Origin of the sequence: Patulibacter americanus DSM 16676 (genome assembly GCF_000420025.1) — a bacterium.
GTDB lineage: Bacteria > Actinomycetota > Thermoleophilia > Solirubrobacterales > Solirubrobacteraceae > Patulibacter > Patulibacter americanus.
This window is the reverse complement of the sequence record NZ_ATUD01000005.1, coordinates 200699-225229: the sequence shown is the minus strand read 5'-3', so window position 1 is coordinate 225229 and position 24531 is coordinate 200699. Positions and strand designations below refer to the sequence as shown.

Genomic DNA, 24531 nt, shown 5'->3' with positions numbered 1-24531 from the left:
AGGCTATCGGCCGGGGGCCTCGACGCTATTCCCCGCCCGGACCGAGCACGACGTGCTCGCCCGTCCGGTCGTCCGAAGCGTCGTCCGTGGGGGGCGCGTGCGGGCCGTCGGGCTCGCCCGCGTCCGGGTCCTCGACGCCCTCCGTGGCGGTCGTGCCGCGCAGCGCGGCGAGGATCCGCGGCAGGTCCATCGGATTGACGAGCACCTGGCGCGCCTTCGAGCCCTCGAAGCCCGAGACGATGCCGCGGCGCTCCATCATGTCCACGAGGCGACCGGCGCGGGTGTAGCCGACCCGCAGGCGGCGCTGGAGCCCGGAGGTCGACGCCGCGCCCATCTCCACGACCATCTCGATCGCGTCGGCGAGCAGCGGGTCCTCGTCGGCGTCGTTGGGGTCGTCGCCCTCCGGGTCCTCCGGCGCGTCGTCGTCGACGGCCTCGAGCAGGTCGTCGCGCCACTCGGGCTCGCCCTGCTTGGCCCAGTGCGATGTGAGGGCGGCGATCTCCTCCTCGTCGATGTAGGCGCCCTGGATGCGGGTGAGCCGCGAGGAGCCGACGGGGTTGAAGAGCATGTCGCCGCGACCCAGCAGCGACTCGGCGCCGTTCTGGTCGAGGATGACGCGCGAGTCCGTCTGGGACGACACGGAGAACGCGATCCGGGACGGGACGTTCGCCTTGATCATGCCCGTGATGACGTCCACGCGCGGGGACTGCGTGGCGAGCACGAGGTGGATGCCGACGGCACGCGCCTTCTGGGCGATGCGGATGATCGCGTCCTCGACGTCGGCCGGAGCGACCATCATCAGGTCGGCGAGCTCGTCGATCACGCAGAGGATGTAGGGCAGCGGCTCGTCGCCCTCCGCGATGCGCACCTTGTTGAGCTCGATGAGCGAGCGCGTCTTCTTCACGCTCATGACGCCGTAGCGCCACTCCATCTCGCGCACGAGGTTCTGCAGCGCATTGGCCGCCATCTTCGGGCTCGTGATCACCGGCGTGAGCAGGTGCGGGATCGCCTCGTAGTGGTTGAGCTCGACCTGCTTGGGGTCGACGAGCACCAGGCGCACGTCGTCCGGCGTGGCGTGCAGCAGGATCGAGCTGAGCATCGCGTTGACCGCCCCGGACTTGCCGGCGCCGGTGGTGCCGGCGACGAGCAGGTGCGGCATCTTCGCCAGGTCGGCGTAGATCGGGGCGCCCGAGACGTCCTTGCCCAGCCACACCGTCAGCGGCGTCGCGTCCTCCGGCGGGTCGCCGTAGACGTCGCCGAGGTGCACGATCCGGCGGCGCTTGTTCGGCACCTCGACGCCGACGGCGGTCTTGCCGGGGACGGGCGCGAGGATGCGGATGTCCGTGGCGGCCAGCGCGTAGGCGAGGTCGTCCTTGAGCTGGGCGACCTTCGACATCTTGATGCCGGGCGCCAGGCGCAGCTCGTAGCGGGTGATGTGCGGGCCGGCGATGGTGCCGATGACCTTCGCGTCGACCTTGAAGTGCGCGAGCGCCTCGATCAGCGCGTGTGCCGTCTCCGCCTGGCCGGCGGTGTCCGGGCGCAGCTGCTCGGCGTTCGAGACCTTCAGGAGCTCCGGGTCGGGCAGGACGTAGCCGTCCTCGGGGGCCTCGTTGTCCCCGGCCATCGGCTGACGCGATCGCAGCTCGGCCAGCGAGGGGCGGGCGTCCTCGGTCGTCGGCTCGTCGTCGAGCTCGTCGGGGGCGGCCTCCTCCGTCCGGGGCGCGGGGACGCGGACCTCGGAGCGGGGCGTACCGCCGGCGGCGGAGCGCAGGATGCGCGGGGGCGTCACGACCGTGGGCGGGTCGAGCGTCTCGTCGCCCGCGGCGTCGGGCTCGACGGCGTCGTGCTCGGCCGTCGGCGCGGCGGCCGCTCCGGCTGCGGACGGGGCCGGGCGGAGGGGCACGGCGGACTCGTCCGCGGCCTCGTCGGGCGCGGGGTCGTGCGTGGGCACGCCGAGGTCGAGCCGCGCCTCGCCGCCCGCGCCGAAGAGGTCGGGGTAGCGCAGCGCGCCGTCGAGCTCCGGACGGGGCTTCGTGCCGGGGCCGCGGGACGCGGAGACGCCCTCGCCGCGGGAGGCCTGCACGGCCTCGCCGCGCGACGCGGCGATCTCCTCCTCCCCCGTGGGCTCCGGCGGCGCGGACCGCCGGCGGGGCGGCAGCGCGGGGAACTCCGGGGCGGCGTGGTCGGCGTCGTCCTCGGGCTGGCCCGGCAGGGCGACAGGCTCGGGCTTGCGGGCACCGCGGCCGGCCGGCGGCGTGGGCCGGGGCCGGTCGTCGTCCTTCGGCTCGGCGTCGGCCTTCGCGCGGCGGCGGGGCAGGACGGGGATCTCGAGGACGTCGTCGTCCCGGTCCCCCGGGTGCGTCTCGTCCGGGACGCGGCGGAAGGCCGTCGTGGTCTGCCGCAGGCCCTCGCCCGTGCGGGAGACGATGGACGCGATCGACGCGCCCGTCAGCAGCAGGACGCCCGCGACCAGCATGGTCACGCCGATGACGTGCGCGCCGATCGCGCCGAGCAGGCTGGAGACGCCCCAGTACATCGCGTCGCCGAGCAGTCCACCGCGGTCGCGGACGACGTCGGAGGACCACAGGGCCTCGCGACCCCCGCCGCCGCCGAGCCCGAACGTGCCCGTGGCGAGCATGAGCTCGATCGCGAGGACGAGCAGGACGCCGCCGAAGCGGAAGGGCCGGAGCGCCGGCAGCAGGGGGCGCAGGACGAGCAGCAGGCCGGTGGCCGCCACGAGCGGCGGCGTGAGATACGCGACCTGCCCGAGGAGGCTGCGCAGGCCGTTGACGAGGGCGTCGCCGACCGCCCCACCCCACGAGCCGAGGTACATCAGGAAGAAGAGGAAGACCGCCAGGGCGAGCAGGCCCAGCCCGATCTGGTCGAACTGGCGCTGCGTGAGGCCGAGGCCCGGGCCGTGCGCGTCGAGCGCCCCCGCTCGCGCCTTGGGCGCGCGGGGGTCCGCCTTCCGCGACCCGGAGGGCTTCTTCGCCGCGGCGGCGTTGCGGGCAGGGGTACGAGGGCGGGTGCTCATGCTCACCCAGCCGCTTCGCCGCGGACGGTCCCGATCCTCCCCCCGGACGACGACGGGCCCGGGGAACGCACTCGCGCTCCCCGGGCCCGGGTGCCGCGCGGCCGCCCGGGGGCGGCCGCTGACGGGACGTCCTAGCGCGTGTAGGCGCCGGGCACGCCGCCGTCGACGTTGAGGATGTTGCCCGTCGACTTGCCCGACCGCGCCTCGGAGGCGAAGTGCAGGGTCGACTCGGCGATGTCCTCCGGGAGGATCAGGACCTTCAGCGTGTTGCGCTGGCGGTAGTGCTCCTCGAGCTCGTCGGGGCTCAGGCCGTAGTTCGCGGCCCGCTCCTCGCGCCAGTTGCCCTGCCAGATCTTCGACCCGCGCAGTACGGCGTCCGGGTTGACCGTGTTGACGCGGATGCCGTCGGCGCCGCCCTCCTCGGCCAGGCAGCGCGCCAGGTGCAGCTCGGCGGCCTTCGCGGAGGAGTACGCCGAGGCGTTCTTGCCGGCCACGAGCGAGTTCTTCGACGAGATGAAGATCACGGAGCCGCCCGTGTCCTGCTCGCGCATGATCCGGAAGGCCTCCTTCGACACGAGGAAGTAGCCCGTGCCGAGGATGCGGTGGTTGCGCTCCCACTCCTCGAGCGTCGTGTCCTCGATCGCCGAACTCGACGCGATGCCCGCGTTGGAGACGAGGATGTCGACGCCGCCGAACTTCCGGACGGCCTCGCGGTACGCGTTCTGGACGGACTCCTCGGACGTGACGTCGCCGCCGATCCCGATGCCGTCGGTGCCCGAGGCCTCCTGGGCCCCGTCGGCGTCGAGGTCGAAGCCGGCGATGACCGCGCCGGCCGCCTTCAGACGGGCCGAGATCGCGCGGCCGATGCCGCCGCCGGCGCCGGTCACGAACGCGACCTTGCCCTGCAGCTCGCCGGGCTTGGGCGCCAGGGAGAGCTTGTAGAGCTCGAGCGGCCAGTACTCGACGGCGAAGGACTCCTCGGCCGTGAGCGAGACGAACTCGTCGACGGCGTCGGCGCCGGCCATGACCTCGATGGCGCGGTGGTACAGGTCGCGGGACATCGACGCGGCCTTCGGCGTGGTGCCCACGCCGACGAGACCGACGTGCTGGATCAGCACGACGCGCGGGTCGACGTCACCGATCGGCACGGGGCCGGACGTCTGGCCCGGCATGCGGACGTCGGGGTTCTCGGCGTTGGCCGCGTGGTACGCGCGGTACTGCTCGCGGTAGCCCTCGGCCCGCTCCTTCACGCGGTCGACGAGCACCGTCGCGTCCTCGGAGGACGGATCGAACGGCACGAACATCGGCAGCATCTTCGTGTGGACCAGGTGGTCCGGGCACGCGGCGCCGACCGTGACGAGGTCCGCGATGCGGTTGCTGGAGACGAACTCCATCGCCGGGGCGGACTGGTCGACGAGCAGCACCTTCGAGCGCTCGCTCGACACGGCGCCACGGAGCGTCGGGAGGATCTGGTCGAGGACCGCGGTGCGCGTCTCGTCCGTGATGGACGAGGCGGCGTCGGCGGTGCCGCCGAAGCGCGGCTCACCCCCGGCGCGCTCGTTCATGAACTGCGCGCCCTCGTTGATGATCGAGAGCGTGCGGCGGTAGGTGTCCTCGGCTGTGTCGCCCCAGACGACCAGGCCGTGCTTGGCCAGGACGACGAGCTCGGCCTGCGGGTTGTCGCGGACGGCCTCACCGATCTGCTTCGCGAGCAGGAAGCCCGGGCGGATGTAGGGGATCCACAGCGCGCGGTCGCCGAAGCACTCCTGGATGAGCGCCTCGCCGTTCTTCGCGCCCGCGATGACGTTGATGCCGTCGGGGTGCGTGTGGTGGACGTGGTCCGCCGGGATGAAGGCGTGCAGCAGCGTCTCGATGGAGCCGCGCGGCATCGTCGGGTCGAGCATGGAGCGGCCGACGTAGGCCACCATCTCCTCGTCGCTCATGTCCGGGCGATCCATCAGCGGCAGCAGCTCGTCGAGCTTGAGGCCGGTGAAGTTCTTCTCGGTCATCGTCGCGAGGTCGGAGCCGGAGCCCTTGACCCACATCGCACGGACCTCACGGCCCGTGTGGTCCGTGGTGGTGCCCTTGGCGGACGTGTTGCCGCCGCCGATGTTGGCCACGGCGCGGTTGGCGCCGAGCAGGTGCGACGCAAGAACGACCTGCCCGAGCGGGTCGGACGGGACGCCTTCCGACGGCCAGAGGTCGTCGGCCAGGTTGACCAGGGGGACGGTGGTGCTCATCGCTGTGCCTCCTGCCGGCTGCGGCAGGTCGTGGTGACGGAAGTGGTGGTGCGGGCGGCGGCGTCGGCCGCCGGGCGGCGGACGCCGCCGGCGTGGTGCTGCGGGCGGGTGACGGGGACGCTCATCGGCCCCAGCCCCCGGCGACGCCGGCCTCGGCGCCGCGCTCGTCGTAGAGCTTCTGCATGTAGCCGCCGGAGCGCAGGTCGCCGACGGGGTCGACGGACGCGCCCAGGCCCTCACGGACCGCGGCGGTCAGCGGGCGGACGTCGTGCGCGAACGCGTCGGCCAGCAGGCCGTAGGCGCCGTTGACGTCGCCCGTCTGCTGCAGCTCGCGGAGCTTGACGCGGTCGACCAGGAGGGCCTTGGCGTAGGCCTCCTGGATGTTGACGACCGAGCGCAGGACGGCCTCGACCTTCGACTCGATGTTGTGCGACTGGTCGAGCGTGATCCGCGGCAGCTCGGGCAGGGCCGCGAGCTCCACGAAGATGCAGAAGAGCGCGAACGGGTTGACGGAGCCCGTGATCAGGTCGTCGTCGCCGTAGCGGCGGTCGTTCGTGTGGAAGCCGCCGAGCAGGCCGTAGGACGCGAGGATCGCGACGATCTGCTCGATGTTCACGCCCTGGGCGTGGTGGCCCAGGTCGACGAGCACCTTCGCGCGCTCGCCGATCTCGCGGCACATGAGCGCAGCGGAGCCCCAGTCGGCCAGGTCCGTGGCGTAGAACGCGGGCTCGTAGAGCTTGTACTCCACGAGCAGCTCCGTGCCGCCGGCCTGGGTGGACTTGTGGAGCTCCTGGAGGCTGGCGAGCATGCGCTGGCGCCGCTCGAGCAGGTCGTCCTGGCCGGCGTAGTTCGTGCCGTCGGCGAACCACAGGGAGAGCGCGCCAGAGCCGGTCGCGACGGCGATCTCGCCGCACTCGACGAGGTGGGCCGTCGCCTTCGCGCGGATCTTCTCGTCCGGGTTCGTGACGGAGCCGAGCTTGTAGTCCGGGTCCTGGAAGAGGTTCGGGTTGATCGGGCCGGTGCCCAGGCCCTTGCTCTTGATGTAGGCGCCGAGCTCGGCGTAGTCCTCGACGGCGTCCCACGGGATGTGGAGCGCGACGGAGTTCGCGGTGCCGGAGAGCCGGTGGACCTCGGCGGCGTCGTCGATGCGCTCGAAGACGGTGCGCGGGCGGCCGGGCTGCTGGAAGGTGGCGAAGCGCGTGCCGGCGTCGCCGAAGCCCCAGGACGGGACCTCGACCTGCAGCGCGGAGAGGCGGCGCTGGACGGCGTCGACGTCGACCCCCTGGTCGCGCAGTCGTCCGGCGAGGTGCTCGTAGTCGGTCATGGGTGGTGTTCCTCGGTCGGGGGTCAGGCGGCCGCGGCGGCGGTCAGGCCGCTCACGGTCAGGAAACGGCGGTAGAGGTCCTCGGCCGCGGCGCGGTCCGGGGCGGGCTCGTAGGCCCGGGGTCGCGCGGAGGCGGCGGCGAGCTGGCGCAGCTCCTGCAGGGAGCCCAGCTCGCCGGCGGCGCGCAGCTGCACGAGCACGTTGCCCATGCCGGTGCCCTCGACGGGCCCGGCGAGGACGGTGCGGCCGGTGACGTCGGCGGTGAGCCGGCAGAGCAGCTCGTTGCGCACGCCGCCGCCGACGACGTGGATGGTCCGGATGGTCCGCCCGGAGACGGCCTCGAGCTGCTCGAGCACCCAGCGGTACCGGCAGGCGAGGGAGACGAAGATGGTGCGGACGGTCTCGCCCTTCGTGGCGGGCGGCGTCTGGTCCGTCCGGCGGCAGTGCTCGGCGATGAGCGCGGGCAGGTCCGTCGGGGCGAGGAAGTCCGCGTGGTCGATGTCGAGCACCGGGACGTCGGGGTCGGCCTCGCCGGCCAGGCGCTGCAGCTCGGCGGCGTGGATGTTCCACGTCCGCGAGAGCTCCTGCTCGAGCCACAGCCCCATCACGTTCTTCAGCAGGCGGATCGTGCCGTCGACGCCGCGCTCGTTCGTGAGGTTCGCCTCGCGGGCGGCGTCGGACAGGACGGGCGCGTCGAGCTCGAGGCCCAGCAGCGACCACGTGCCGGAGGACAGGATCGCGGCGTCCGGACTCGTGACGGGCGCGGCGGCGAAGGCCGACGCCGTGTCGTGGGAGCCGACGGCGTGGACGGCCGCGTCCCCGAGCCCGAGGCCCGGGCGCAGGCGGCCGATCGTCGTGCCGGCCTCGACCGTGGGGCCGAAGAGCACGCCGGGCAGGCCGAGGCGCCCGATGAGCTCGTGCGCCCACGTGCCGGTGCGGGCGTCGAGCAGGCCGGTCGACGAGGCGTTCGTGGCCTCGTTGACGAGCTCGCCGCCGAGCCAGTGGGCCAGCAGGTCCGGGATCAGGGCGATCCGGTCGGCGGCCTCCATGGCGGCGGAGCCGCGCTCGGCCTCGAGCTGGAAGACCGTGTTGATCGGCATGGTCTGGATGCCGGCCGTCGCGTACTGCTCCTCGCGGGAGACGCGGGCGAAGCTGCGCTCGACCATGCCGTCGGTGCGGCCGTCGCGGTAGTGGTACGGCAGGCCGAGCAGCCGGCCCTGGCGGTCGAGCAGGCCGTAGTCGACGGCCCAGGTGTCGACGCCGACGCCGGCGAGCTGGTGCAGCCCTCCGCCATCGGCGGCGTGCAGGCCCTCGAGCGCCTGCGCGTACAGGCCGAGCAGGTCCCAGTGGCGGCCGTCGGGCAGGTCGACGGGGCGGTTGGGGAACCGCGCCGCCTCGGTGAGCGTCACGCGCTCGCCGTCGTAGCGGCCGGCGAGGACGCGGCCGCTGGAGGCGCCGAAGTCGATCGCCGCGTAGACGGGGGTGCTAGCCAACGTGGAACACCTCCTCGAGGCGCAGGAGGCCCGTGTCGGGGCGCGCGCCCTCGGGCAGGGTCATGAAGTCGGCCATCTCGGCCTGCCAGCGCGCGTTGACCTCGGTCGACTGCATCGCGGCGTCGACGGCGGCGTAGTCGTCGCACTCGAAGTAGCCCACGAGCAGCCCGTCGGGGCGCAGGAAGATGGAGTAGTTGCGGTAGCCGGAGGCGACGAGGGCGTCGAGCATCTCGGGCCACACGTCGGCGTGACGCGCCTTGTACTCGTCGAGGCGATCGGCCTTGACCTGGAGCAGGAAGCAGACGCGTTCCATCAGAGGCCCATGCGGCCGGGGGCCGTCGGGGTGGCGGCGAGGTGCGCGCCGTTCACTGCGGTGTTCGCGTTGCGGGGGGTCGTGCTCATGAGGTCCTGTGTCCGGAAAAGATGGGTCCGGCGGACGGGCGCGCTGGTGCGCCCGTCCCCCGGTCCGACGGTGCGACTTCGCGCTCCCCGCTCAGGCGCGGGGAGCGTGGCCTTGCGGCCTAGAAGTCGAAGTCGTCGATGTTGTCCTTGGTGAACGTCGTCGGCGGCCCGAGGACGATCTCGCCGTCGGCGCCGATCGTCTTGTCGCCGAGCTTGCCGGCCTTGAAGGTCTCGCCTTCCTTGCCGGTGATCTGGCCCGAGGCGAGCGCCGCGGCGGCCCAGCCACCCAGGTAGCCGACGTCCTCCGGGTTCCAGAGGGCGAACTGCTGCACGGTGCCGTCCTTGACGAACTTCGACATCTGGTTCGGCGTGCCGAGACCCGTGACCGCGACCTTGCCCTTGTAGGCGGGCTTGGACGACACGTAGCGCGCGGCGGCCGCGATGCCGACCGTCGTCGGGGAGACGATGGACTTCAGCTTCGGGTAGGCGCGCAGGAGGCCCTGGGCCTGCTGGAACGACTTCTGGTCGTCGTCGTCGCCGTAGGCGACCTTGACGACCTTGATGTTCTCGTAGCCGGGCTTCTTGAGCTCGTCCTGCATGATCTTGATCCAGGCGTTCTGGTTCGGCGCGTTGGCCGTGGCCGACAGCACCGCGACCTCGCCGCCGTCGGGACCGGCGGTCTCCTTGGCCTGCTTCGCCAGCTGGACGCCGATGGACTGCGTCGTCGCCTGGTTGATGAAGATCTGACGCGCGTCCTTCGCGGCGTCGGAGTCCTGCGTCACGACCTTGACGCCGCGCTGCATGGCCTGCTTGAGGACCGGAGCGATGGCGTTCGGGTCGTTGGCCGCGAGCACGATGGCGTCGGGCTTCTGCTGCGTAATGGAGCGCAGCAGCGAGACCTGCGACGACGCGGACGCGTCGGTCGGACCCTGGATCTTGGCGCTGCCGCCCGTCTCCTCGATGGCCGCGACGGTGCCCTTGTTCTCGAGCTCCTCGTACGGGTTGCCGAGCTGCTTGGGCATCACGACGACGTTGAGCCCCTTCTTGATGGCGGCACCGGCGTCAGCCTTGGTCTCGCCCGAGGCCGCGGACCCGCCGCTGCCCTCGTTGCTGTCGTCCTTCGTCGAGCCGCAGCCCGTGATGACGGCAGCACCCAGCACCACTGCGAACAGCAGGGCCAGGAACCTTCCCCAGCGTGAATCACGCATTCGTGTTCCCCTCTCCTCCCGGCCCGGTCTGAGCTTCCGCAGGACGGCCGGGCCGAGTGGGCCGTGCTCCGCGGGTGTTGATGCGGCGTGCCTCTCGGACACGTGCAGCGATATTCGGCCCCAGGACGGAGCCGACGAGCAAGATTCCGGTGACGATCTGGACCCAGTACGTGCTGATGTCCGGATCGAGGTTCAGCGCCTTCTGGATCCCGGCGAGCAGGATCAGGGCGAGGAGGACCCCGCCGATCGTGCCGGTGCCGCCGAAGATCGAGACGCCGCCCAGGACGACCGCGGCGATGGCCGTGAGCTCGAAGCCCTCGCCCACGTTGCCGGCGGCGGTCGAGTTGCGGAGCGTCAGGATGATCCCCGCCAGTGCGGCGATGACGCCGCTGAGGACGAAGAGACGGAACTGGATCCGGTCCACCCGCAGGCCGCTGAACCGCGCGGCTTCCTTGTTGGCGCCGATCGCGAAGATCGAGCGGCCGAGCGGGGTGCGGTGCAGCACGAGGGCGAAGAGCACCGCGAGGACGAGGAACAGCACGATCGGGTTCGGGACGGGCGTGCCGGCGAAGTTGCCGAAGCCCCAGTCCGTGTACGCCGCCGGGAAGGAGGTGACCGACTCGTCGCCGAGGACGACGAACGCCAGGCCACGGAAGAGCGCGAGCGTGCCGATCGTGACCGCGAGGCTCGGCAGCCCCAGCCCGGTCACGAGCCACCCGTTGAACGCCCCGCAGACCGCGCCGACGACGAAGCAGATCGGGATGATCGCCTCCATCGGGAGCCCCGCGTTCCACAGCGATCCCATGACGGCGCTCGAGAGCGCGAGGATCGACGCGACGGACAGGTCGATCTCGCCCGTGGCGATGATCAGCGTCAAGGGCAGCGCGAGCAGCGCGTACTCCGCGAAGTCGGCGGTGCCGGAGGTCAGGGAGTCCCCGGTCAGGAACTCCGTCGAGATGGCCTGGCCGACGAGGAAGACGACGACGATGAGCGCCAGGATCAGCGTCTCCCAGCGGCCGAGGAACGCCTTCACGGGCGACTCGCCGGCCGTGGTCTTGGGCGCGTCGGGCGTCCGGTCAGGGGCCGTCCCGGACGGCGTAGAGGTCATCGTGCTCATGCTGCGGTCCTCCGGCGGGCGGAGCGCTGACGGAGCAGCGCCTCGCTCTGGTTGGCGATCAGGCGGTCCAGGGCGATCGCGACGAGGATCAGGGCACCCACGGCGGCCTGCTGCCAGAAGTCGTCGATCTTCAGGACGATGAGGGCGGTCTGGATCGTGCCGAGCACGACCGCCCCGATGGCGGCGCCGAGCACGGAGCCCGAGCCGCCGGCGATGGCGACGCCGCCGACGACGGCCGCGCCGATGACACGCAGCTCGTAGCCCTGGCCGGCGGTCGCGTCGACCGTGCCGTAGCGGGCCGCGAACATCGCGCCGCCCAGGCCGGCCAGCGCGCCGGAGATGACGAACGCCTGCGTGACGCGGCGGTCGGACTTGAGGCCGGCGAGCTTCGCGGCGTGGCCGCCGGAGCGGCCGCTGGAGCCGATCGCGTAGAGCTGACGGCCCCACGCGAAGTCGCGCGTGACGAACCAGAAGATGATGATCACGACGAGCGCGACGAGGATCAGCGTCGGGACGCCGAGCACGGAGCCCGAGCCGAGCTTGAGGAACGAGTCCGGCAGGTCCTGGGCGTTGATCTGCCGGCCGCCCGTCACGAGGAAGGCGACGCCGCGCAGGGCGTACATGGTGCCGAGGGTCACCACGAGGGCGGGTACGCGCCCCCAGGTGACGAGCACGCCGTTGAGCAGGCCGCAGGCCGCGCCGATGACGACGGCCAGCAGCACGCCGACGATCCACGGCATGTCGGGGTTCTTCGCGAGCAGGTCACCGCAAAGGAACGCGGACAGCGCGAGGATCGAGCCGACGGAGAGGTCGATGTTGCGGGTGACGATGACGAGCGTCATCCCCGCCGTCATCACGGCGATGATCGCCACGTTCAGGACGGTGTCCGACAGGCTGTCGGCGTTCCAGAACGCCGGCTCGAGGATCCCGGTGATCAGGACGATCGCCGCCAGGACGACGATCAGGCCCAGCTCGCGGGCGCGGATCAGCTTGTCGACGACGCGCCGGCCGCCGGAGCGGCGGGGCTCGTCGACGGGCGCGCCGGACGGGGAGGCGCCGGAGCCCGCGGGCGCCGGCGTGCTGACAGGGGTGCTCATGCGATCTCCTCGGCGACCGCCGCGCGGCCGGTGGCGGCGCGGACGACGCGCTCCTCGTTGGCCTCGGCGCGGGACAGCTCGGCGGTGATCCGGCCCTCGTGCATGACGAGGACGCGGTCGGCCATCCCGAGGACCTCGGGAAGCTCGCTCGAGACCATCAGGACGCCGAGCCCCTCGCTCGCCAGGTCGTTGATGATGCGGTGGACCTCGGCCTTCGTGCCGACGTCGATGCCGCGGGTGGGCTCGTCGATGATGAGGAGCCGCGGCTTCGTGCTCAGCCACTTGGCGAGCACGACCTTCTGCTGGTTGCCGCCCGAGAGCGTGCCGACCGGGTCGGTCAGGCGGCCGTACTTCAGCTGCAGGCGCTTGGCCCACTGCGTGGCCTCGTCGCGCTCCTTCTTCGGGGAGAGCAGGCCGTTCTTGCGCATCTCCCCCAGGCGGGCGAGCGTGGAGTTGTGGCCGATGGACATCTCCATCACCAGGCCCTGCTGGCGGCGGTCCTCGGGGACGAGCGCCATGCCGGCCGCGACGGACGCCGTCGGCTTGCCGAGCGGGAGCTCCTGGCCGTTCATGGAGACGCGGCCCTCGGTGGCGTGGTCCACGCCGAAGATCGCCTGGGCGACCTCGGAGCGGCCGGCGCCGACGAGGCCGGCGAGGGCGACGATCTCGCCCGCCTTGACCTGCAGGTCCACGTCGTAGAAGACGCCCTCGCGGGACAGCCCCTGGACGTCGAGCAGGAGCTCGCCGACCTTGGCCTCGGTCTTCGGGAAGAGCTGGTTGACGTCGCGGCCGACCATGCGGCGGACGAGCTCGTCCTCGGGGAGCTCGGAGAGCGGGCCGTCGTGGACGACCTCGCCGTCGCGCATGACGGTCACGACCGTGGCGATGTCGTAGACCTCCTCGAGGCGGTGGGAGATGAACAGCACCGCGGCACCGCGCTCCTGGAGGGCGCGCACGACGCCGAAGAGGCGCTCGACCTCGCGGCCCGAGAGGGCGGCGGTCGGCTCGTCCATGATCAGGACGCGCGCGTCGAAGCTCATCGCCTTCGCGATCTCGACGATCTGCTGGTCGGCGATCGAGAGGCCCTGGACGGGGCGGTCCGGATCGAGGTCGACGCCGAGCCGGTCCAGGATCTCCTGGACCATCTTCTTCATGCCCGGACGGTCGATGCGGCCGAAGGAGCGCTTGGGGTGCCGGCCCATGACGACGTTCTCCGCGACGGAGAGGTCGGGGAAGAGCGTCGGCTCCTGCAGGATCACCGCGACGCCGGCGTCGCGGCTGTCGGCGGTGGAGTGGAAGACGACGGGCTCGCCGTCGACCAGGACCTGGCCGGAGTTCGGGCGGTCGACGCCGGTCAGGATCTTGACCAGCGTCGACTTGCCGGCGCCGTTCTCGCCCATGAGGGCGCGGACCTCGCCGCCGCGCAGCGGCAGCGAGGCGTTCTTCAGGGCGTGCACCGCGCCGAAGGAGCGGCTCGCCCCGTCGAGGGCGACGATCGGCGTCGTGGTGGACGGGGTGCTCATGCAGTGGCCTCCTCGGCCGACGGGTCGTCGCCGCGATCCAGACGCCGGACGGTCACGCCCGGGACGTCGATGGCGGCGAGCAGCTCGGAGTTCTGGCCCAGACCGGCGACGAGCACGTCCTCGCAGTCGGTGACCGGGCCGATGACGGACAGGCCGCGGCGGTCGAGCTTGCCGCCGTCGACGAGCAGGGTCGCCGTGCCGGCCTGGCCGATCATGGTGCGCTTGACCTCCGCCTCGAGCGGGTCGGCGTCGGTCAGCGTGCCGTCGGGCGCGATGCCCTTGACGGAGAGGAAGGCGCGGTCGGTCCAGTGCCGCTTGAGCGACTCGACGGCGACCGGGCCGACGAAGGAACGGGAGATGCGGCGCAGCTGGCCGCCGGCGACGATCAGCTCGATCGTCTCGCGGGCGTTGCTCGCGATGAGGTCGACGATCGGCAGCGAGTTCGTCACCACGGTGACGGGCCGGTCCTCGCGGATCAGGACCTCGGCCAGGTGGTACGCGGTCGTGGACGAGTCGAGGAACAGCGCCTCGCCGTCCTCCACCGTCGCGGCCGCGGCCTGGGCGAGGATCCGCTTGGCGGCGGTGGCCGTCGCCATGCGGGCGGAGAAGGAGTCCTCGTGGCTGCTCGTCGACGGCAGGACGGCGCCGCCGTGCGTGCGGCGGGCCTGGCCTTGACGCTCGAGCTCGGCGAGGTCGCGGCGCGCGGTCATCGGGGAGATGCCGAAGCGCTCCTCGATCTCGCCGACGGTCACGGCCCGTTGCGCCTGGAGGAGTTCGAGGATCGCCTCGCGACGGCCCTCGGCCAGCCTCAGGCGATCGTCCGGTGCTTTGCGGTTGGTTCTTGCCATGACGACGGTCCCTTCCCCTCCAAATGCGCGGGTTCGCGCAAAAACGATCAGACCAGATCAAGTTGTCTGTGTCAAGACGCACATACGAAGAGTTCGTGCGTCCTGGTGCAAACCCCGTTGAGAACAGGGGTTACGCATGCTCGGAGGCACCCCGTGGGGCACCGACGAGCGTCCATTCCGACCGACCGCGGCTGCGGTCGATCGACCACGGGGCTCAGCCCGGCGGTGCTCCCGGCTGCACCAGGACCACCACGAGCGTCCGCGGGCCGTGCACGCCCTCGACGCGCTGCAGTTCGATGTCGCTCGTCGCGGACGGGCCGGAGACGAACGTGAGGGGCGGCGCGTGGGCCGCGCCCTCCCCCGTCTCCGGTCGCAACGCCACGAAACCGTCGTCGACGTCGTCGACGATCTGCTCCGCGCGCACGACGCAGACGTGCCGGTCGGGCACGAGCGTGAGCCGCCGGGGTCCCTGATCGGGTCCGTGGTCGAGCACGATCGTGCCGGTCTCGGCGATCCCGGTCCGGCAGGCCGTCACGATCGCCCCGATCGTCTGGAGCTCCGCGTGGTCCAGGGCACCGCCGTCGCGGGCCCCTGCGGGACGCCAGGCGTCCGGCAGGCCCGCCGGCGCGGCGACGGTGGCGGGCTCCAGGTCCGCCAGCGCGGCGCTGACGGCCTCGGCCACCCCGGCCTCGTCCGTCCGCACGACCGTGGCCCGGTAGTCCGCAACGCGCTCGGCGAAGCGGTCGGCGAGCTCGTGCGGGTCGGTCGCGGGCCGCACGCGCGGGGCGTACGCCGGCGGGGGCTCGAGCTCGTGCTCCGAGGCGGAGCGCTCGGCGGTCCGCAGAGCCGCGCGCACGCGCGCGAGGACCTCGTCGCGGCCGCTCATGCCCGATCCTCGCCGTGCAGGCGCGGGACGTCCGTGGGCAGGGCGTCTTCGGGGCCGGGGGTGCCGGGCATGGCGGCGCCGCTGCGGGCAGCCGGGTCCTGCGCGGCCTGCGGGAGCGCGGGCGCGTCCGGGCCCTGCTCGAGCTCGCCGGCCTCGCGCTCGCGCCACCAGTCGCGGAAGGAGCGCTCGGGATCGGGAAGGTCGCGGGACCCGGTCCAGCCCGAGAGTCCCGGCAGCGCACCGCGGGCGCCGCGGCCGTTGTTCATCAGGGAGAGCCCGAGCCGGCCGGCCTTCTGGGCCGCCTCGTAGGCGCGGCGGCTGTCCATGACGCGCGCGACGCTGCGCATGGCCAGGCGCTCGGCGCCGGCGTGGTGCCCCTTGCCCGACGCGTTCGTCTCGGCGGTCACGCGCCCGCGCAGGTGCACGAGGATCTTCGGGATGTCGATCTTGACCGGGCAGACCTCGTAGCACGCGCCGCAGAGGCTCGAGGCCCACGGAAGCGTCGGGGCCGTGTCGAGGCCCTGCAGCTGCGGCGTGAGGATCGCGCCGATCGGGCCGGGGTAGATCGACTCGTACGCCTGGCCGCCCGTGCGCTCGTAGACCGGGCACACGTTGAGGCAGGCGGAGCAGCGGATGCAGCGCAGCGTGTCGCGGCCGACGGGATCGGCCAGCGCGTTCGTGCGCCCCGCGTCGACGAGGACGAGGTGGAACTCCTCCGGGCCGTCGTCGGGCGTCACGCCGGTCCACAGCGACGTGTAGGGGTTCATGCGCTCGCCGGTGGAAGAGCGCGGCAGCAGGCGCATGATCGTGCCGAGGTCCTCCCACCGCTCCAGCACCTTCTCGATGCCCATGACCGTGATCAGGGTCTTCGGCATCGTCAGGCACATGCGCCCGTTGCCCTCGGACTCGACGACGGCGACCGTGCCGGTCTCCGCGACCGCGGCGTTCGCGCCCGAGATCGCCACGGGCACGCGCAGGAACTGCTCGCGCAGGTGACGTCGCGCGGCTTCGGCCAGCGCTGCAGGGTCGTCCGAGACGTCCTCGGCCCCGGGCAGCTCCCTGCGGAAGATGTCCCGGATCTCGCGGCGGTTGCGGTGGATCGCCGGGACGAGGATGTGGCTCTGGCGGTCGCCTCCGAGCTGCACGATGAGCTCGGCGAGGTCGGTCTCCTGAGCGTGGATGCCCGCGTCCTGCAGCGCCGGGTTGAGCTCGAGCTCGTCCGTCAGCAGCGACTTGACCTTGATGACCTCGTCCGAGCCGGTGGCCTTGACGAGGTCGACCACGAGGCGCTGGGCGCTCTCCTTGTCGGCGGCCCAGTGGACGTGCCCGCCCGCAGCGGTGACGGACTCCTCCAGGCGGACGAGCATCTCGTCCAGCCGGCGCAGGGACCGGTCGCGGGCGGCGGCGCCCTCGTCGCGCAGGGACTCCCAGTCGTCGACCTCGGAGACCACGTCCTCGCGCTTGGCGCGGATCGCCGTGGTGGCGTGCCCGAGGTTCGACCGCAGCTGGCTGTCCTTCAGCGTCTCGTGGGCCGCCTTCGGGAAGTCGACGGGCGTCTCGGGCCAGCGGGCGCTCATCGCGCGACCCCCGCGAGGATCTCGGCGTAGTGCAGCGGTCGCACGCCCGCGCGCTGGCGCGAGAGCCCGCCGCCCATGTGCATGAGGCAGGACGAGTCGGCGGCGGTGAGGATCTCGGCGCCCGTGTCCTGCACCGCGCGCAGCTTGTCGCTCATCATCGCGGTCGAGACGTCGGCGTTCGTGACGGCGAAGGTGCCGCCGAAGCCGCAGCAGCTCGTCGCCTGGGGCAGGTCGCGCAGCTCGATGCCGGGCACGTTGCGCAGCAGGCGTTGCGGGCGGTCGCCGATCCCCAGCAGGCGCAGGCCGTGGCACGTCGGGTGGTACGTGACGGAGTGCGGGAACGCCGGGGCGTCGACGTCCTCGAGCCCGAGGTCCTCGACGAGGTACGTCGAGAGGTCGCGCGTGCGGGCGGCGAGGTCGCGCGCCTCGCGGATCAGACCCGGGTCGCCCGTGCGGTCGGCCAGGTGCGGGTAGTGCTCGACGACCTGCGCGGCGCAGGAGGGAGACGGCGAGACGACGACGTCGGCGTCCTTGAACGCCTCGATCGTGCGGCGCATGAGCCGCGTGGCGTCCTTCGGGTGCCCGGCGTTCTGGTGCATCTGACCGCAGCAGGTCTGCTCGAGCGGGACGTCGACGGCGACGCCGACGCGCTCCAGGATCGTCACCGATGCGCGGCCGACGTCCGGGAAGAGCGTGTCCACCAGGCAGGTGATCAGCAGCGATGCCCTCGTCCCCATCGGAGAGCAACATACTCCGCCGCGATCGATCGCGGGTTTTTGTGTGCGATTGCGTTCGGAACGCCCGTGAAACCGCGCACCTGAGCGTTCGACCCTGGGAGTTCTCCGACGAGCGTTCGCGCGCCGCCCCGGCGGTGGGGTGGGCGGGGTGCGCCCGATCGTCGCCGCTGCGGGCCCCCGCGTCAACCCCGGCGCGACGCTCGCGTTGAGGAGCCGTGAAGCCTCCCCGGCTAGGATCGGCCCATGGATTCATCGGGGCGGACCGCCCGCGTGCTGATCGTGGAGGACGACGAGGAGATCGCCGGCGTCCTCGGCCGCACCCTGCGGCTCGAGGACTACGAGACCCGCATCGCGCGCGACGGGCAGAGCGCCCTCTCCGAGGCCCGGACGTACATGCCGGACCTCGTCATCCTCGACCTGGGGCTGCCGGACATGGACGGCATCTCCGTCGCCGGCCACCTGCGCGAGTCCGACGACGTGCCGATCCTCATCCTCACGGCGCGCGACGCGGTCGAGCACCGCGTGGAGGGCCTGGACTCCGGTGCGGACGACTACCTCGTCAAGCCGTTCGAGCGCGACGAGCTCCTCGCCCGCATCCGCGCGCTGCTCCGGCGCCGGCCCCCGCGCGGCGAGGCCGCCCTGGTCTGCGCCGACCTCACGCTGAACCCGGCCACCCACGAGGTCTTCCGCGGCGAGCGCCACATCGAGCTGACCCAGCGCGAGTTCGAGCTGCTGGAGTACCTCATGCGCAACGAGAAGCTCGTGGTGCCGCGCCAGCGCCTGCTGGAAGAGGTCTGGGGCTACGACCCGCTCGCGTCGACCAACACGATCGAGGTCTTCATCTCGAACGTGCGCCGCAAGCTCGAGGAGGGCGGCGAGCCGCGCCTCGTCCACACCATCCGCGGTGCGGGCTACGTGCTGCGCGAAGGGCGCTGACCCACCCCCGTGCCGGACGGCTACCAGAGCGCGCGCGCGTGGCCGCTGCGCGGGCTCGACCGGCTGCCGATCCGGTGGCGGCTCGCCGTCGTCTCGGCCACGCTGACCGGCGTCATCCTGCTGCTCTTCGCCGTGGCGGTCGGCAGCGTCACGACGGAGCGGATCGAGGGCGACTTCGAGACGCAGACCGCTGCGCGCTTCGGCACGCTCCGCGACCAGCTCGACATCCGGCTCGACGAGGCGACGAAGGAGCCCGTCCTCTACACGCCAATCCGCTCCCTCGCGAGCGAACGCGGGACCGTGATCGCGGTGTGGGCGCTGAACGGCAACGAGTACACCCTGCTGGACAGCTCGAACCCGCGCGTGGACATCGGGCGGCCGCGGTCGGGCCGCACCCGCTTCGGCGACATCCGGGTCGCGATGCAGGAATTCGAGGTCCCCCTGCGGGACGCGGAGTCCGGGAAGACGGTGACGGAACTCGGCGTCCAGCTCCCCCCGTCGCCCTCGACAGGCAACCCGTTCGAGAACCAGGTCTTCCGGGCCTCGGACCCGAACTTCCGCTACACGGTGCCCGTCGCCGTGCGCATCGGCCGGTCCTTCGACGCCGTCGAGCGCACGACCCGCCGGGTGTGGATCGCCCTGGCCCTCGGCGTCTTCGGCGGCACCTGGCTGGCCCTCGTCGCCGGCCTGGCGCTGGCCACCCGCGCGATGCGGCCCGTGCGCCGGATGACGAGCACCGCCCGGCAGATCGCCCGCACCCGCAACCTCGACGCGAAGATGCCGACCTCGCCGGTCAACGACGAGATCGCCGAGCTCGCCGGCACGCTGCAGGACATGCTCGACGAGCTGTCCGCGGCGCAGGCGACGGTCGACGGCACGCTCCAGCGCCAGCGCGAGTTCATCGCCGACGCCTCGCACGAGTTGCGCACGCCGCTGACCGCGGTGCAGGCGAACCTCGAGCTGCTGGCGCTGTCGACGGAGGGCGACGACCGCGAGGCGGCCGAGTCCGCCCTGCGCTCCTCGCGCCGCATGCGCCGGCTCGTGGCCGACCTGCTGCTCCTGGCCCGGATGGACGCGAGCCGCGAGGGCGCCCGCGAGCCCGTCGACCTGGACCGGGCGATCCTCGAGGCCGTGGACGAGCTCGAGCCGCAGCTCGGGGGCCACGAGATCGACCTCGACCTCGAGTCGGTGACCCTCGACGGCATCCGCGACGAGCTCGTCCGGATGGTCGCCAACCTCGTCGGCAACGCTCTGCGCCACACACCGGAGGGCACGGAGATCCGCGTGCTGCTCCGCCGCCACGGGGCCGTCGCCGAGCTCGTGGTGGAGGACGACGGTCCCGGCGTGCCGCCCGACCTGCGGCCGCGCATCTTCGACCGGTTCGTCCGCCGCGGCGGCGAGTCGGCGGGCTCCACCGGCATCGGCCTCGCGATCGTGCGCGCCGCGGCGCAGCGCCACGGCGGCGACGTGCGCGTCGAGGCGACCCACCCCGAGTCCGACACGGGCGCCCGCTTCGTCGTGCGGGTGGCCGCCCACGTCCCCGCCTCCGAGGCGCAGAGCGACGACGCCGACGGGCCGGACGGCGCGGCCGCGGGCGCGGACCCGGATGCTCCCGACGGCGGCAGCCCGGACGCGGGTGTCCCCGCCGGATCCGGCGGCCCGCGCCGGTCGCCACTGGGGATCCGGCGGCGCCTACGGGGCACGGGCCGCGGTCCGTCGGGCGGGACGAGCGCCGCGGAGCGGCTCGGCGGCGCCGGGCCCTCCGACGACTGACGCGGTTTCCGCGCCCTACCGCCGGGTAGGGAAGGGGCGAGGTCGCCGGGGATGCCGGCGCCGCCCCCGTCTCCCCCGTTCCGAGGCATGCCATGAGCCGCTCCGACGCCCCCGTCGCCCAGTACCTCCGCGAGGCCCACGAACTCGAGCTCGAGCTCGTCCGCACCCTGCAGTCCCAGATCGCCGCCACCCCGCGCGGACCGCACCGCACGGCGCTCGAGGCGCACCTGGAGGAGACGCGCTCCCACGCCACCCGGGTCCGCGAGCGGCTGGCCCGCCTGGAGGGCGGCGAGGACGCCGGCGTCGTCCGCGCCGGGCTCGGGCTCGTGCAGGGCGTGGCCGGTCAGCTGCTCGCGTTCTCGCGCACGCCGATCGACCTCGTCCGTGGGGCCGGAAGCGAGGAGCGGGTGCTGCGCGACGCGCGTGACGCCTGCGCCGCCGAGGCCTACGAGATCGCCACCTACGCGACGCTGGAGCGGGTCGCGCGTGACGCCGGCGACACGACGACCGCGACGCTCGCGGCCACCATCCGCCGGGACGAGGAGGCCATGCTGCAGCGCCTGCTCGACGGCCTGGACGACCTGGCCCAGGCCGTCACGGACGCGCGGGCCGACGCCGAGCGGCGCGACGACCTCCGGTCCGGGCCGGCGGTGGGCGCGCCCGCGCCGGCCGTCTCCGCGTAGCGCGGGGCGGCGGGTCCTCCGCCGTCCAGGCGGCTCTGGTGCCCTGCAACACCGCACGACGGGCGCCGCGGGGCGCCCGCCCGCGTGCGGGTGGCTAGACGGCGACGACGACCGGCATCACGACCGGGCGGCGCTTCATGCGCTCCCAGACGAGCTGCGCGATGTCGTCGTGCAGGATCCGCTGGATCTCGTCCAGGTCGTGGATCTTGTCGGCCGCGGCGCGGTCGACGGAGGCGTCGACCTGCTCGCGCACGGCCGTGAGGAACTTCTCGTCGTGCTTGAACGGCACGCCGCGGAAGATCAGCTCGGGCTCGGCGACGGACTTGCCGTCGTCGTCGCCGATCGTCGCGACGACCACGAACAGGCCGTCCGCCGACAGGGAGCGACGGTCGCGCAGGGCGGCGTCGGCGGTGGCGCCGATGTCGGTCCCGTCGACGTACATGACGCCGGACTGCACGGGCTTGCCGAAGCGGGCGCCGCGCTTGTCGATCTCGACCGGCAGGCCGTTCTCCGCGCAGAAGACGTTGTCGGCCTTCACGCCGACGGAGACCGCGATCTTCTTGTGCAGGCGCAGGCGCTGGTAGTCGCCGTGCATCGGCATGACGTACTTCGGCTTCGTCAGGTTGAGCATCATCTTCATCTCCTCCTGGTAGCCGTGGCCGGACGCGTGGATCGGCGCGTCCTTGTGCGTGATGACGTTCGCGCCGGCCTGGTAGAGCTTGTCGATCGTCTCGTTCACAGCGCGCTCGTTGCCCGGGATCGGCGTCGCGGAGAAGACGACGGTGTCGCCCTCGTGGATGCGGATCTGCGGGTGGTCGCGGAACGCCATGCGGCGCAACGCGGCGAGCGGCTCGCCCTGGGAGCCCGTCGACATCACGAGCACGCGGTGGTCGGGCAGGCTCTCGAGCTCCCGCGGCTGCACGAGGACGCCCTCCGGGATCTGGAGGATGCCGAGGGTGCGGGCGATGTTCGTGTTCTTCTTCATCGACCGCCCGAGCAGGCAGACCTTGCGGTTGAGCTTCACCGCGGCGTCGATGACCTGCTGCACGCGGTGCAGGTTCGACGCGAAGGACGTGACGATGATGCGGCCGCGCAGCGGCGCGAAGGCGGCCTCCAGGGCCGGGCCGACGAGCGACTCCGACGGCGACCAGCCGGGACGGTCGACGTTCGTCGAGTCTCCCAGCAGCATCAGGAGGTTCTCGCTGCCGAAGCGGGAGAAGCGCAGGAAGTCGGCCGGCGGGCCGTCGACCGGGGTCTGGTCGAACTTGTAGTCCGCCGTGAACAGCAGGGTGCCGAGCTCGGACTTCACGGCGACGGCCGCGGTGTCCGGGATGGAGTGCGTCGTGTGGATGAACTCCAGCTCGAACGTGCCGACCTTGACCTTCTGGCCCGGCTTGACGTCCGTGAGCGGCACCTCGCGCAGGCGGTGCTCCTCGAGCTTGCTCTTGGCCATCGCCATGGTGAGCGGGAGGCCGAGGATCTTCGGCGCGTGGCGGGCGCCGCCGAGCTGCTTGAGCACGAACGGCAGGGCGCCGATGTGGTCCTCGTGGCCGTGCGTGATGACGATGGCCTCGATGTCCTGCGCCCGGTCCTTGAGGTAGGAGAAGTCCGGGAGGACGAGGTCGATGCCGACCTGCTCGGCCGTCGGGAAGCGCACGCCGACGTCGATCACGACGATCTTGCCGTTGTACTCGACGACGGTCATGTTCTTGCCGATTTCGCCGAGGCCGCCGAGGGGCAGCACGCGAAGGGTGCCGGGCGCCGGGGTGTTTCCGGTCATATGGGGTCCTTTTGGTCCGTCCGTGCGTCGCGGCCGGTTGCCGCGAGCGTCTGTGGCCGTCTCCGCGCTGAGCGGGGAGGAGGCTCCGGTAATTGGACGGTGCTGCGGGTCCGGACCGTCAGGCCCGTGACGGTCCGGGAGGACATCTAGGGCAGGAGACCCAGGTCGGCGAGCACGCCGCGCACCTGCGCGCGCTCGTCGTCGTCCGCCTCGACCATGGGCAGCCGCAGGCCGCCGGCCGGGCGGCCGACGAGCTCGAGGGCCGCCTTGATCGGGATCGGGTTCGTCGTGACGCCGAGCACGCGGTAGAGCGGCTGAAGGCGCTCGTCGATCTCGGCGCGACGCTCCGGGCTGCCGTCGACCATCTCGCGCAGCTCGTTCCCGACGAGGTGCGAGGCGACGCAGATGCCGCCGGCGCCGCCCATGTCGAGCGTGCGGGCCAGGATGTCGTCGTTGCCGGCGTAGACGTCCAGGCCGTCCACGAGCGCGAGGTTCGCGTTGTTGGCCTGCTTGACGGCGTCGATGTGCTCGATCTGCGCCAGCTCGGCCAGCAGGTCGTTGTCCATGTCGATCGTCGTGCGCGACGGGATGTTGTAGAGCACGATCGGCTTGTCGGTCGCCGCGGCGACCGCCCGGTAGTGCTGCACGATCCCGCGGCGGTTCGGGCGGTTGTAGTACCCGACGACGTTCAGGGTGCCGTCGGCACCCAGCTCCGTCGCCCGCTCCGTCAGGTGCAGCGACGTCCGGGTGTCGTTGGCGCCGGCGTTGACGATGATCGACGTGCCCGCCGGCTTCTCGCGGATGGCGAGCTCGGCCAGGGCCAGGTGCTCGTCCTCGGAGAGGGTCGATCCCTCGCCGGTGGAGCCGGCGACGACGAAGCCGTCCGAGCCGTGCGCGGCGCAGTGATGCAGCTCGCGGACGAAGGCGTCCTCGTCCACGCGGTACTGATCGTCGAACGGCGTGACGATGGCGGTGATGATCGTCCCGAGGGCGGACACCCGACAGATCCTCCCAGAGCGGGCCGTCGCATGTCCGCCGGGTGGCCGGGCGCGAGTGGTGCCGGCGCGGCGAGGCGACGCCGTCCGGCGGCCGCGGGACGGCACGGCGTACCTTTGCTGCATGCAGACGGTTCGGGCGAGCCCGCGAGCCCGGGCTTGAGCCTCGAGGCGGTCGGCACCTTCTGGGTGGTCTCGTTCCTGCTGGCGATGCTTCCCGGGGCGGACTGGGCGTACGCCATCGCCGCCGGGCTGAAGCACCGGTCGATCGCTCCGGCCATGGCGGGCGTGTCCGCCGGCTACCTGCTCCACACCGTCGTCGCGGCTGCGGGCGTGGCGGCGATCGTGGCGGGGTCGTCCTCGGCACTGGCGGTGCTGAGCGTCGTCGGTGCGGCGTACCTGCTGTGGCTCGGGGTCCGGGCGCTCACGGGCCCAGCGCCCGTCCTCGCCGCCGCCGACGACGGGCCCGTGGCGAGCTCGCCGGTCGGCGAGGCCGCCCGGGGGTTCGGGGTCAGCGCGCTCAACCCGAAGGTCCTGCTCACCTTCCTCGCCCTGCTGCCCCAGTTCGTCGACACGGACGCCTCATGGCCCGTCGGTGTCCAGATCCTCGCGCTGGGCACGCTGCACAACGCCACCTGCGTGGCCGTGTGCTCCGTGGTGGGCACCGGCGCACGCGCGGTCCTCCGCGCCCGCCCCACCGCCGCGACGGTCGTCACCCGGGCGTCCGGCCTGATGATGATGGGCATCGGGCTCGTGCTCGCCGGCGAGCAGGTGGCCGCGGTCTGGTGACGCGGGGCGCGCGCCGCCCCTGACGATGGTGCGCCGGCCCCGCCGGCGTGTGCCGAAAGCGTCGCCGGGGGCGTATCGCCCGGGACGGC

20 protein-coding genes are annotated in these 24531 nt (G+C 72.6%); 4 read left to right on the top strand and 16 right to left on the bottom strand.

The features are described 5' to 3' along the window. Nucleotides 1-25: 25 nt before the first annotated feature. From F593_RS0110790 to F593_RS0110725, 14 genes are all read right to left on the bottom strand, one after another. Entirely contained in the window at nt 26-3034 is a 3009-nt protein-coding gene (locus F593_RS0110790) for a DNA translocase FtsK (protein ID WP_022928765.1), read from the bottom strand. A gap of 131 nt (nt 3035-3165) precedes the next feature. Then, nucleotides 3166-5274, bottom strand: coding sequence for a bifunctional rhamnulose-1-phosphate aldolase/short-chain dehydrogenase (rhaD, locus tag F593_RS0110785; RefSeq protein WP_022928764.1), 2109 nt, complete (start codon nt 5272-5274; stop codon nt 3166-3168). After that, nucleotides 5271-5399, bottom strand: coding sequence for a hypothetical protein (locus tag F593_RS31075; RefSeq protein ID WP_281166655.1), 129 nt, complete (start codon nt 5397-5399; stop codon nt 5271-5273). The genes rhaD and F593_RS31075 overlap by 4 nt, the downstream gene beginning before the upstream one ends. Next, entirely contained in the window at nt 5396-6598 is a 1203-nt protein-coding gene (locus tag F593_RS0110780; RefSeq protein ID WP_022928763.1) for a sugar isomerase, read from the bottom strand. The genes F593_RS31075 and F593_RS0110780 overlap by 4 nt, the downstream gene beginning before the upstream one ends. Nucleotides 6599-6621: 23 nt before the next feature. Next, nucleotides 6622-8091 carry a rhamnulokinase gene (locus tag F593_RS24265; protein WP_022928762.1) on the bottom strand — a complete coding sequence of 490 codons (1470 nt, stop codon included), beginning with the start codon at nt 8089-8091 and terminating at the stop codon, nt 6622-6624. Next, on the bottom strand, nt 8084-8404 hold the full coding sequence (locus F593_RS0110770) for an L-rhamnose mutarotase (RefSeq protein ID WP_022928761.1): 321 nt from the start codon (nt 8402-8404) through the stop codon (nt 8084-8086). The genes F593_RS24265 and F593_RS0110770 overlap by 8 nt, the downstream gene beginning before the upstream one ends. A 208-nt stretch (nt 8405-8612) precedes the next feature. Further along, the gene (rhaS, locus tag F593_RS0110760) at nt 8613-9701 is read right to left on the bottom strand and encodes a rhamnose ABC transporter substrate-binding protein (protein WP_028721603.1); all 1089 of its coding nucleotides are present in this window, start codon (nt 9699-9701) and stop codon (nt 8613-8615) included. After that, on the bottom strand, nt 9694-10818 hold the full coding sequence (locus tag F593_RS24260) for an ABC transporter permease (protein ID WP_022928758.1): 1125 nt from the start codon (nt 10816-10818) through the stop codon (nt 9694-9696). The genes rhaS and F593_RS24260 overlap by 8 nt, the downstream gene beginning before the upstream one ends. Next, nucleotides 10815-11915, bottom strand: coding sequence for an ABC transporter permease (locus tag F593_RS0110750; protein WP_022928757.1), 1101 nt, complete (start codon nt 11913-11915; stop codon nt 10815-10817). The genes F593_RS24260 and F593_RS0110750 overlap by 4 nt, the downstream gene beginning before the upstream one ends. Continuing rightward, the gene (locus F593_RS0110745) at nt 11912-13438 is read right to left on the bottom strand and encodes a sugar ABC transporter ATP-binding protein (protein ID WP_022928756.1); all 1527 of its coding nucleotides are present in this window, start codon (nt 13436-13438) and stop codon (nt 11912-11914) included. The genes F593_RS0110750 and F593_RS0110745 overlap by 4 nt, the downstream gene beginning before the upstream one ends. After that, nucleotides 13435-14286 carry a DeoR/GlpR family DNA-binding transcription regulator gene (locus F593_RS24255; protein ID WP_022928755.1) on the bottom strand — a complete coding sequence of 284 codons (852 nt, stop codon included), beginning with the start codon at nt 14284-14286 and terminating at the stop codon, nt 13435-13437. The genes F593_RS0110745 and F593_RS24255 overlap by 4 nt, the downstream gene beginning before the upstream one ends. Nucleotides 14287-14500: 214 nt before the next feature. After that, complete coding sequence (locus F593_RS0110735; RefSeq protein ID WP_022928754.1) at nt 14501-15172, bottom strand: LutC/YkgG family protein; 672 nt, start codon at nt 15170-15172, stop codon at nt 14501-14503. Then, nucleotides 15169-16749: a lactate utilization protein B gene (locus tag F593_RS24250; protein WP_022928753.1), complete on the bottom strand. Its 1581-nt coding sequence runs from the start codon at nt 16747-16749 to the stop codon at nt 15169-15171. The genes F593_RS0110735 and F593_RS24250 overlap by 4 nt, the downstream gene beginning before the upstream one ends. Continuing rightward, nucleotides 16746-17486, bottom strand: a complete 741-nt coding sequence (locus F593_RS0110725) for a (Fe-S)-binding protein (protein ID WP_022928752.1) — start codon at nt 17484-17486, stop codon at nt 16746-16748. The genes F593_RS24250 and F593_RS0110725 overlap by 4 nt, the downstream gene beginning before the upstream one ends. Before the next feature lie 243 nt (nt 17487-17729). Between F593_RS0110725 and F593_RS0110720 the strand changes: the two genes are divergently transcribed. The 3 genes from F593_RS0110720 to F593_RS0110710 all read left to right on the top strand — a co-directional run bounded on the left by F593_RS0110720 (nt 17730) and on the right by F593_RS0110710 (nt 20878). Further along, the gene (locus tag F593_RS0110720; protein WP_022928751.1) at nt 17730-18422 is read left to right on the top strand and encodes a response regulator transcription factor; all 693 of its coding nucleotides are present in this window, start codon (nt 17730-17732) and stop codon (nt 18420-18422) included. A 9-nt stretch (nt 18423-18431) separates the two neighbouring features. Beyond that, nucleotides 18432-20195 (top strand): sensor histidine kinase, encoded by a 1764-nt coding sequence (locus tag F593_RS28170; RefSeq protein ID WP_022928750.1) that lies wholly within the window; start codon nt 18432-18434, stop codon nt 20193-20195. Between the two features lie 92 nt (nt 20196-20287). Further along, the gene (locus F593_RS0110710; protein ID WP_022928749.1) at nt 20288-20878 is read left to right on the top strand and encodes a DUF892 family protein; all 591 of its coding nucleotides are present in this window, start codon (nt 20288-20290) and stop codon (nt 20876-20878) included. Nucleotides 20879-20972: 94 nt separating this feature from the next. Here F593_RS0110710 and F593_RS0110705 read toward each other — a convergent pair whose 3' ends face one another. Next, nucleotides 20973-22658, bottom strand: coding sequence for a ribonuclease J (locus F593_RS0110705; protein WP_033206893.1), 1686 nt, complete (start codon nt 22656-22658; stop codon nt 20973-20975). 146 nt (nt 22659-22804) lie between these two features. Beyond that, on the bottom strand, nt 22805-23656 hold the full coding sequence (gene dapA / locus F593_RS0110700) for a 4-hydroxy-tetrahydrodipicolinate synthase (protein WP_022928747.1): 852 nt from the start codon (nt 23654-23656) through the stop codon (nt 22805-22807). 156 nt (nt 23657-23812) lie between these two features. Here dapA and F593_RS0110695 point away from each other — a divergent pair, with 156 nt between their 5' ends. Continuing rightward, complete coding sequence (locus tag F593_RS0110695; protein WP_022928746.1) at nt 23813-24442, top strand: LysE family translocator; 630 nt, start codon at nt 23813-23815, stop codon at nt 24440-24442. Nucleotides 24443-24531: the final 89 nt, after the last annotated feature.

Coding starts and splice junctions, on each gene's coding strand:
- F593_RS0110770 (WP_022928761.1), bottom strand. CDS start 8,404: ATGGAACGCGTCTGCTTCCTGCTCCAGGTCAAGGCCGATCGCCTCGAC.
- F593_RS24250 (WP_022928753.1), bottom strand. CDS start 16,749: ATGAGCGCCCGCTGGCCCGAGACGCCCGTCGACTTCCCGAAGGCGGCC.
- F593_RS24260 (WP_022928758.1), bottom strand. CDS start 10,818: ATGAGCACGATGACCTCTACGCCGTCCGGGACGGCCCCTGACCGGACG.
- rhaS (WP_028721603.1), bottom strand. CDS start 9,701: ATGCGTGATTCACGCTGGGGAAGGTTCCTGGCCCTGCTGTTCGCAGTG.
- F593_RS31075 (WP_281166655.1), bottom strand. CDS start 5,399: ATGAGCGTCCCCGTCACCCGCCCGCAGCACCACGCCGGCGGCGTCCGC.
- F593_RS24255 (WP_022928755.1), bottom strand. CDS start 14,286: ATGGCAAGAACCAACCGCAAAGCACCGGACGATCGCCTGAGGCTGGCC.
- F593_RS0110750 (WP_022928757.1), bottom strand. CDS start 11,915: ATGAGCACCCCTGTCAGCACGCCGGCGCCCGCGGGCTCCGGCGCCTCC.
- rhaD (WP_022928764.1), bottom strand. CDS start 5,274: ATGAGCACCACCGTCCCCCTGGTCAACCTGGCCGACGACCTCTGGCCG.
- F593_RS0110720 (WP_022928751.1), top strand. CDS start 17,730: ATGGATTCATCGGGGCGGACCGCCCGCGTGCTGATCGTGGAGGACGAC.
- F593_RS0110790 (WP_022928765.1), bottom strand. CDS start 3,034: ATGAGCACCCGCCCTCGTACCCCTGCCCGCAACGCCGCCGCGGCGAAG.
- F593_RS0110780 (WP_022928763.1), bottom strand. CDS start 6,598: ATGACCGACTACGAGCACCTCGCCGGACGACTGCGCGACCAGGGGGTC.
- F593_RS0110705 (WP_033206893.1), bottom strand. CDS start 22,658: ATGACCGGAAACACCCCGGCGCCCGGCACCCTTCGCGTGCTGCCCCTC.
- F593_RS0110710 (WP_022928749.1), top strand. CDS start 20,288: ATGAGCCGCTCCGACGCCCCCGTCGCCCAGTACCTCCGCGAGGCCCAC.
- F593_RS0110725 (WP_022928752.1), bottom strand. CDS start 17,486: ATGGGGACGAGGGCATCGCTGCTGATCACCTGCCTGGTGGACACGCTC.
- F593_RS0110735 (WP_022928754.1), bottom strand. CDS start 15,172: ATGAGCGGCCGCGACGAGGTCCTCGCGCGCGTGCGCGCGGCTCTGCGG.
- F593_RS0110745 (WP_022928756.1), bottom strand. CDS start 13,438: ATGAGCACCCCGTCCACCACGACGCCGATCGTCGCCCTCGACGGGGCG.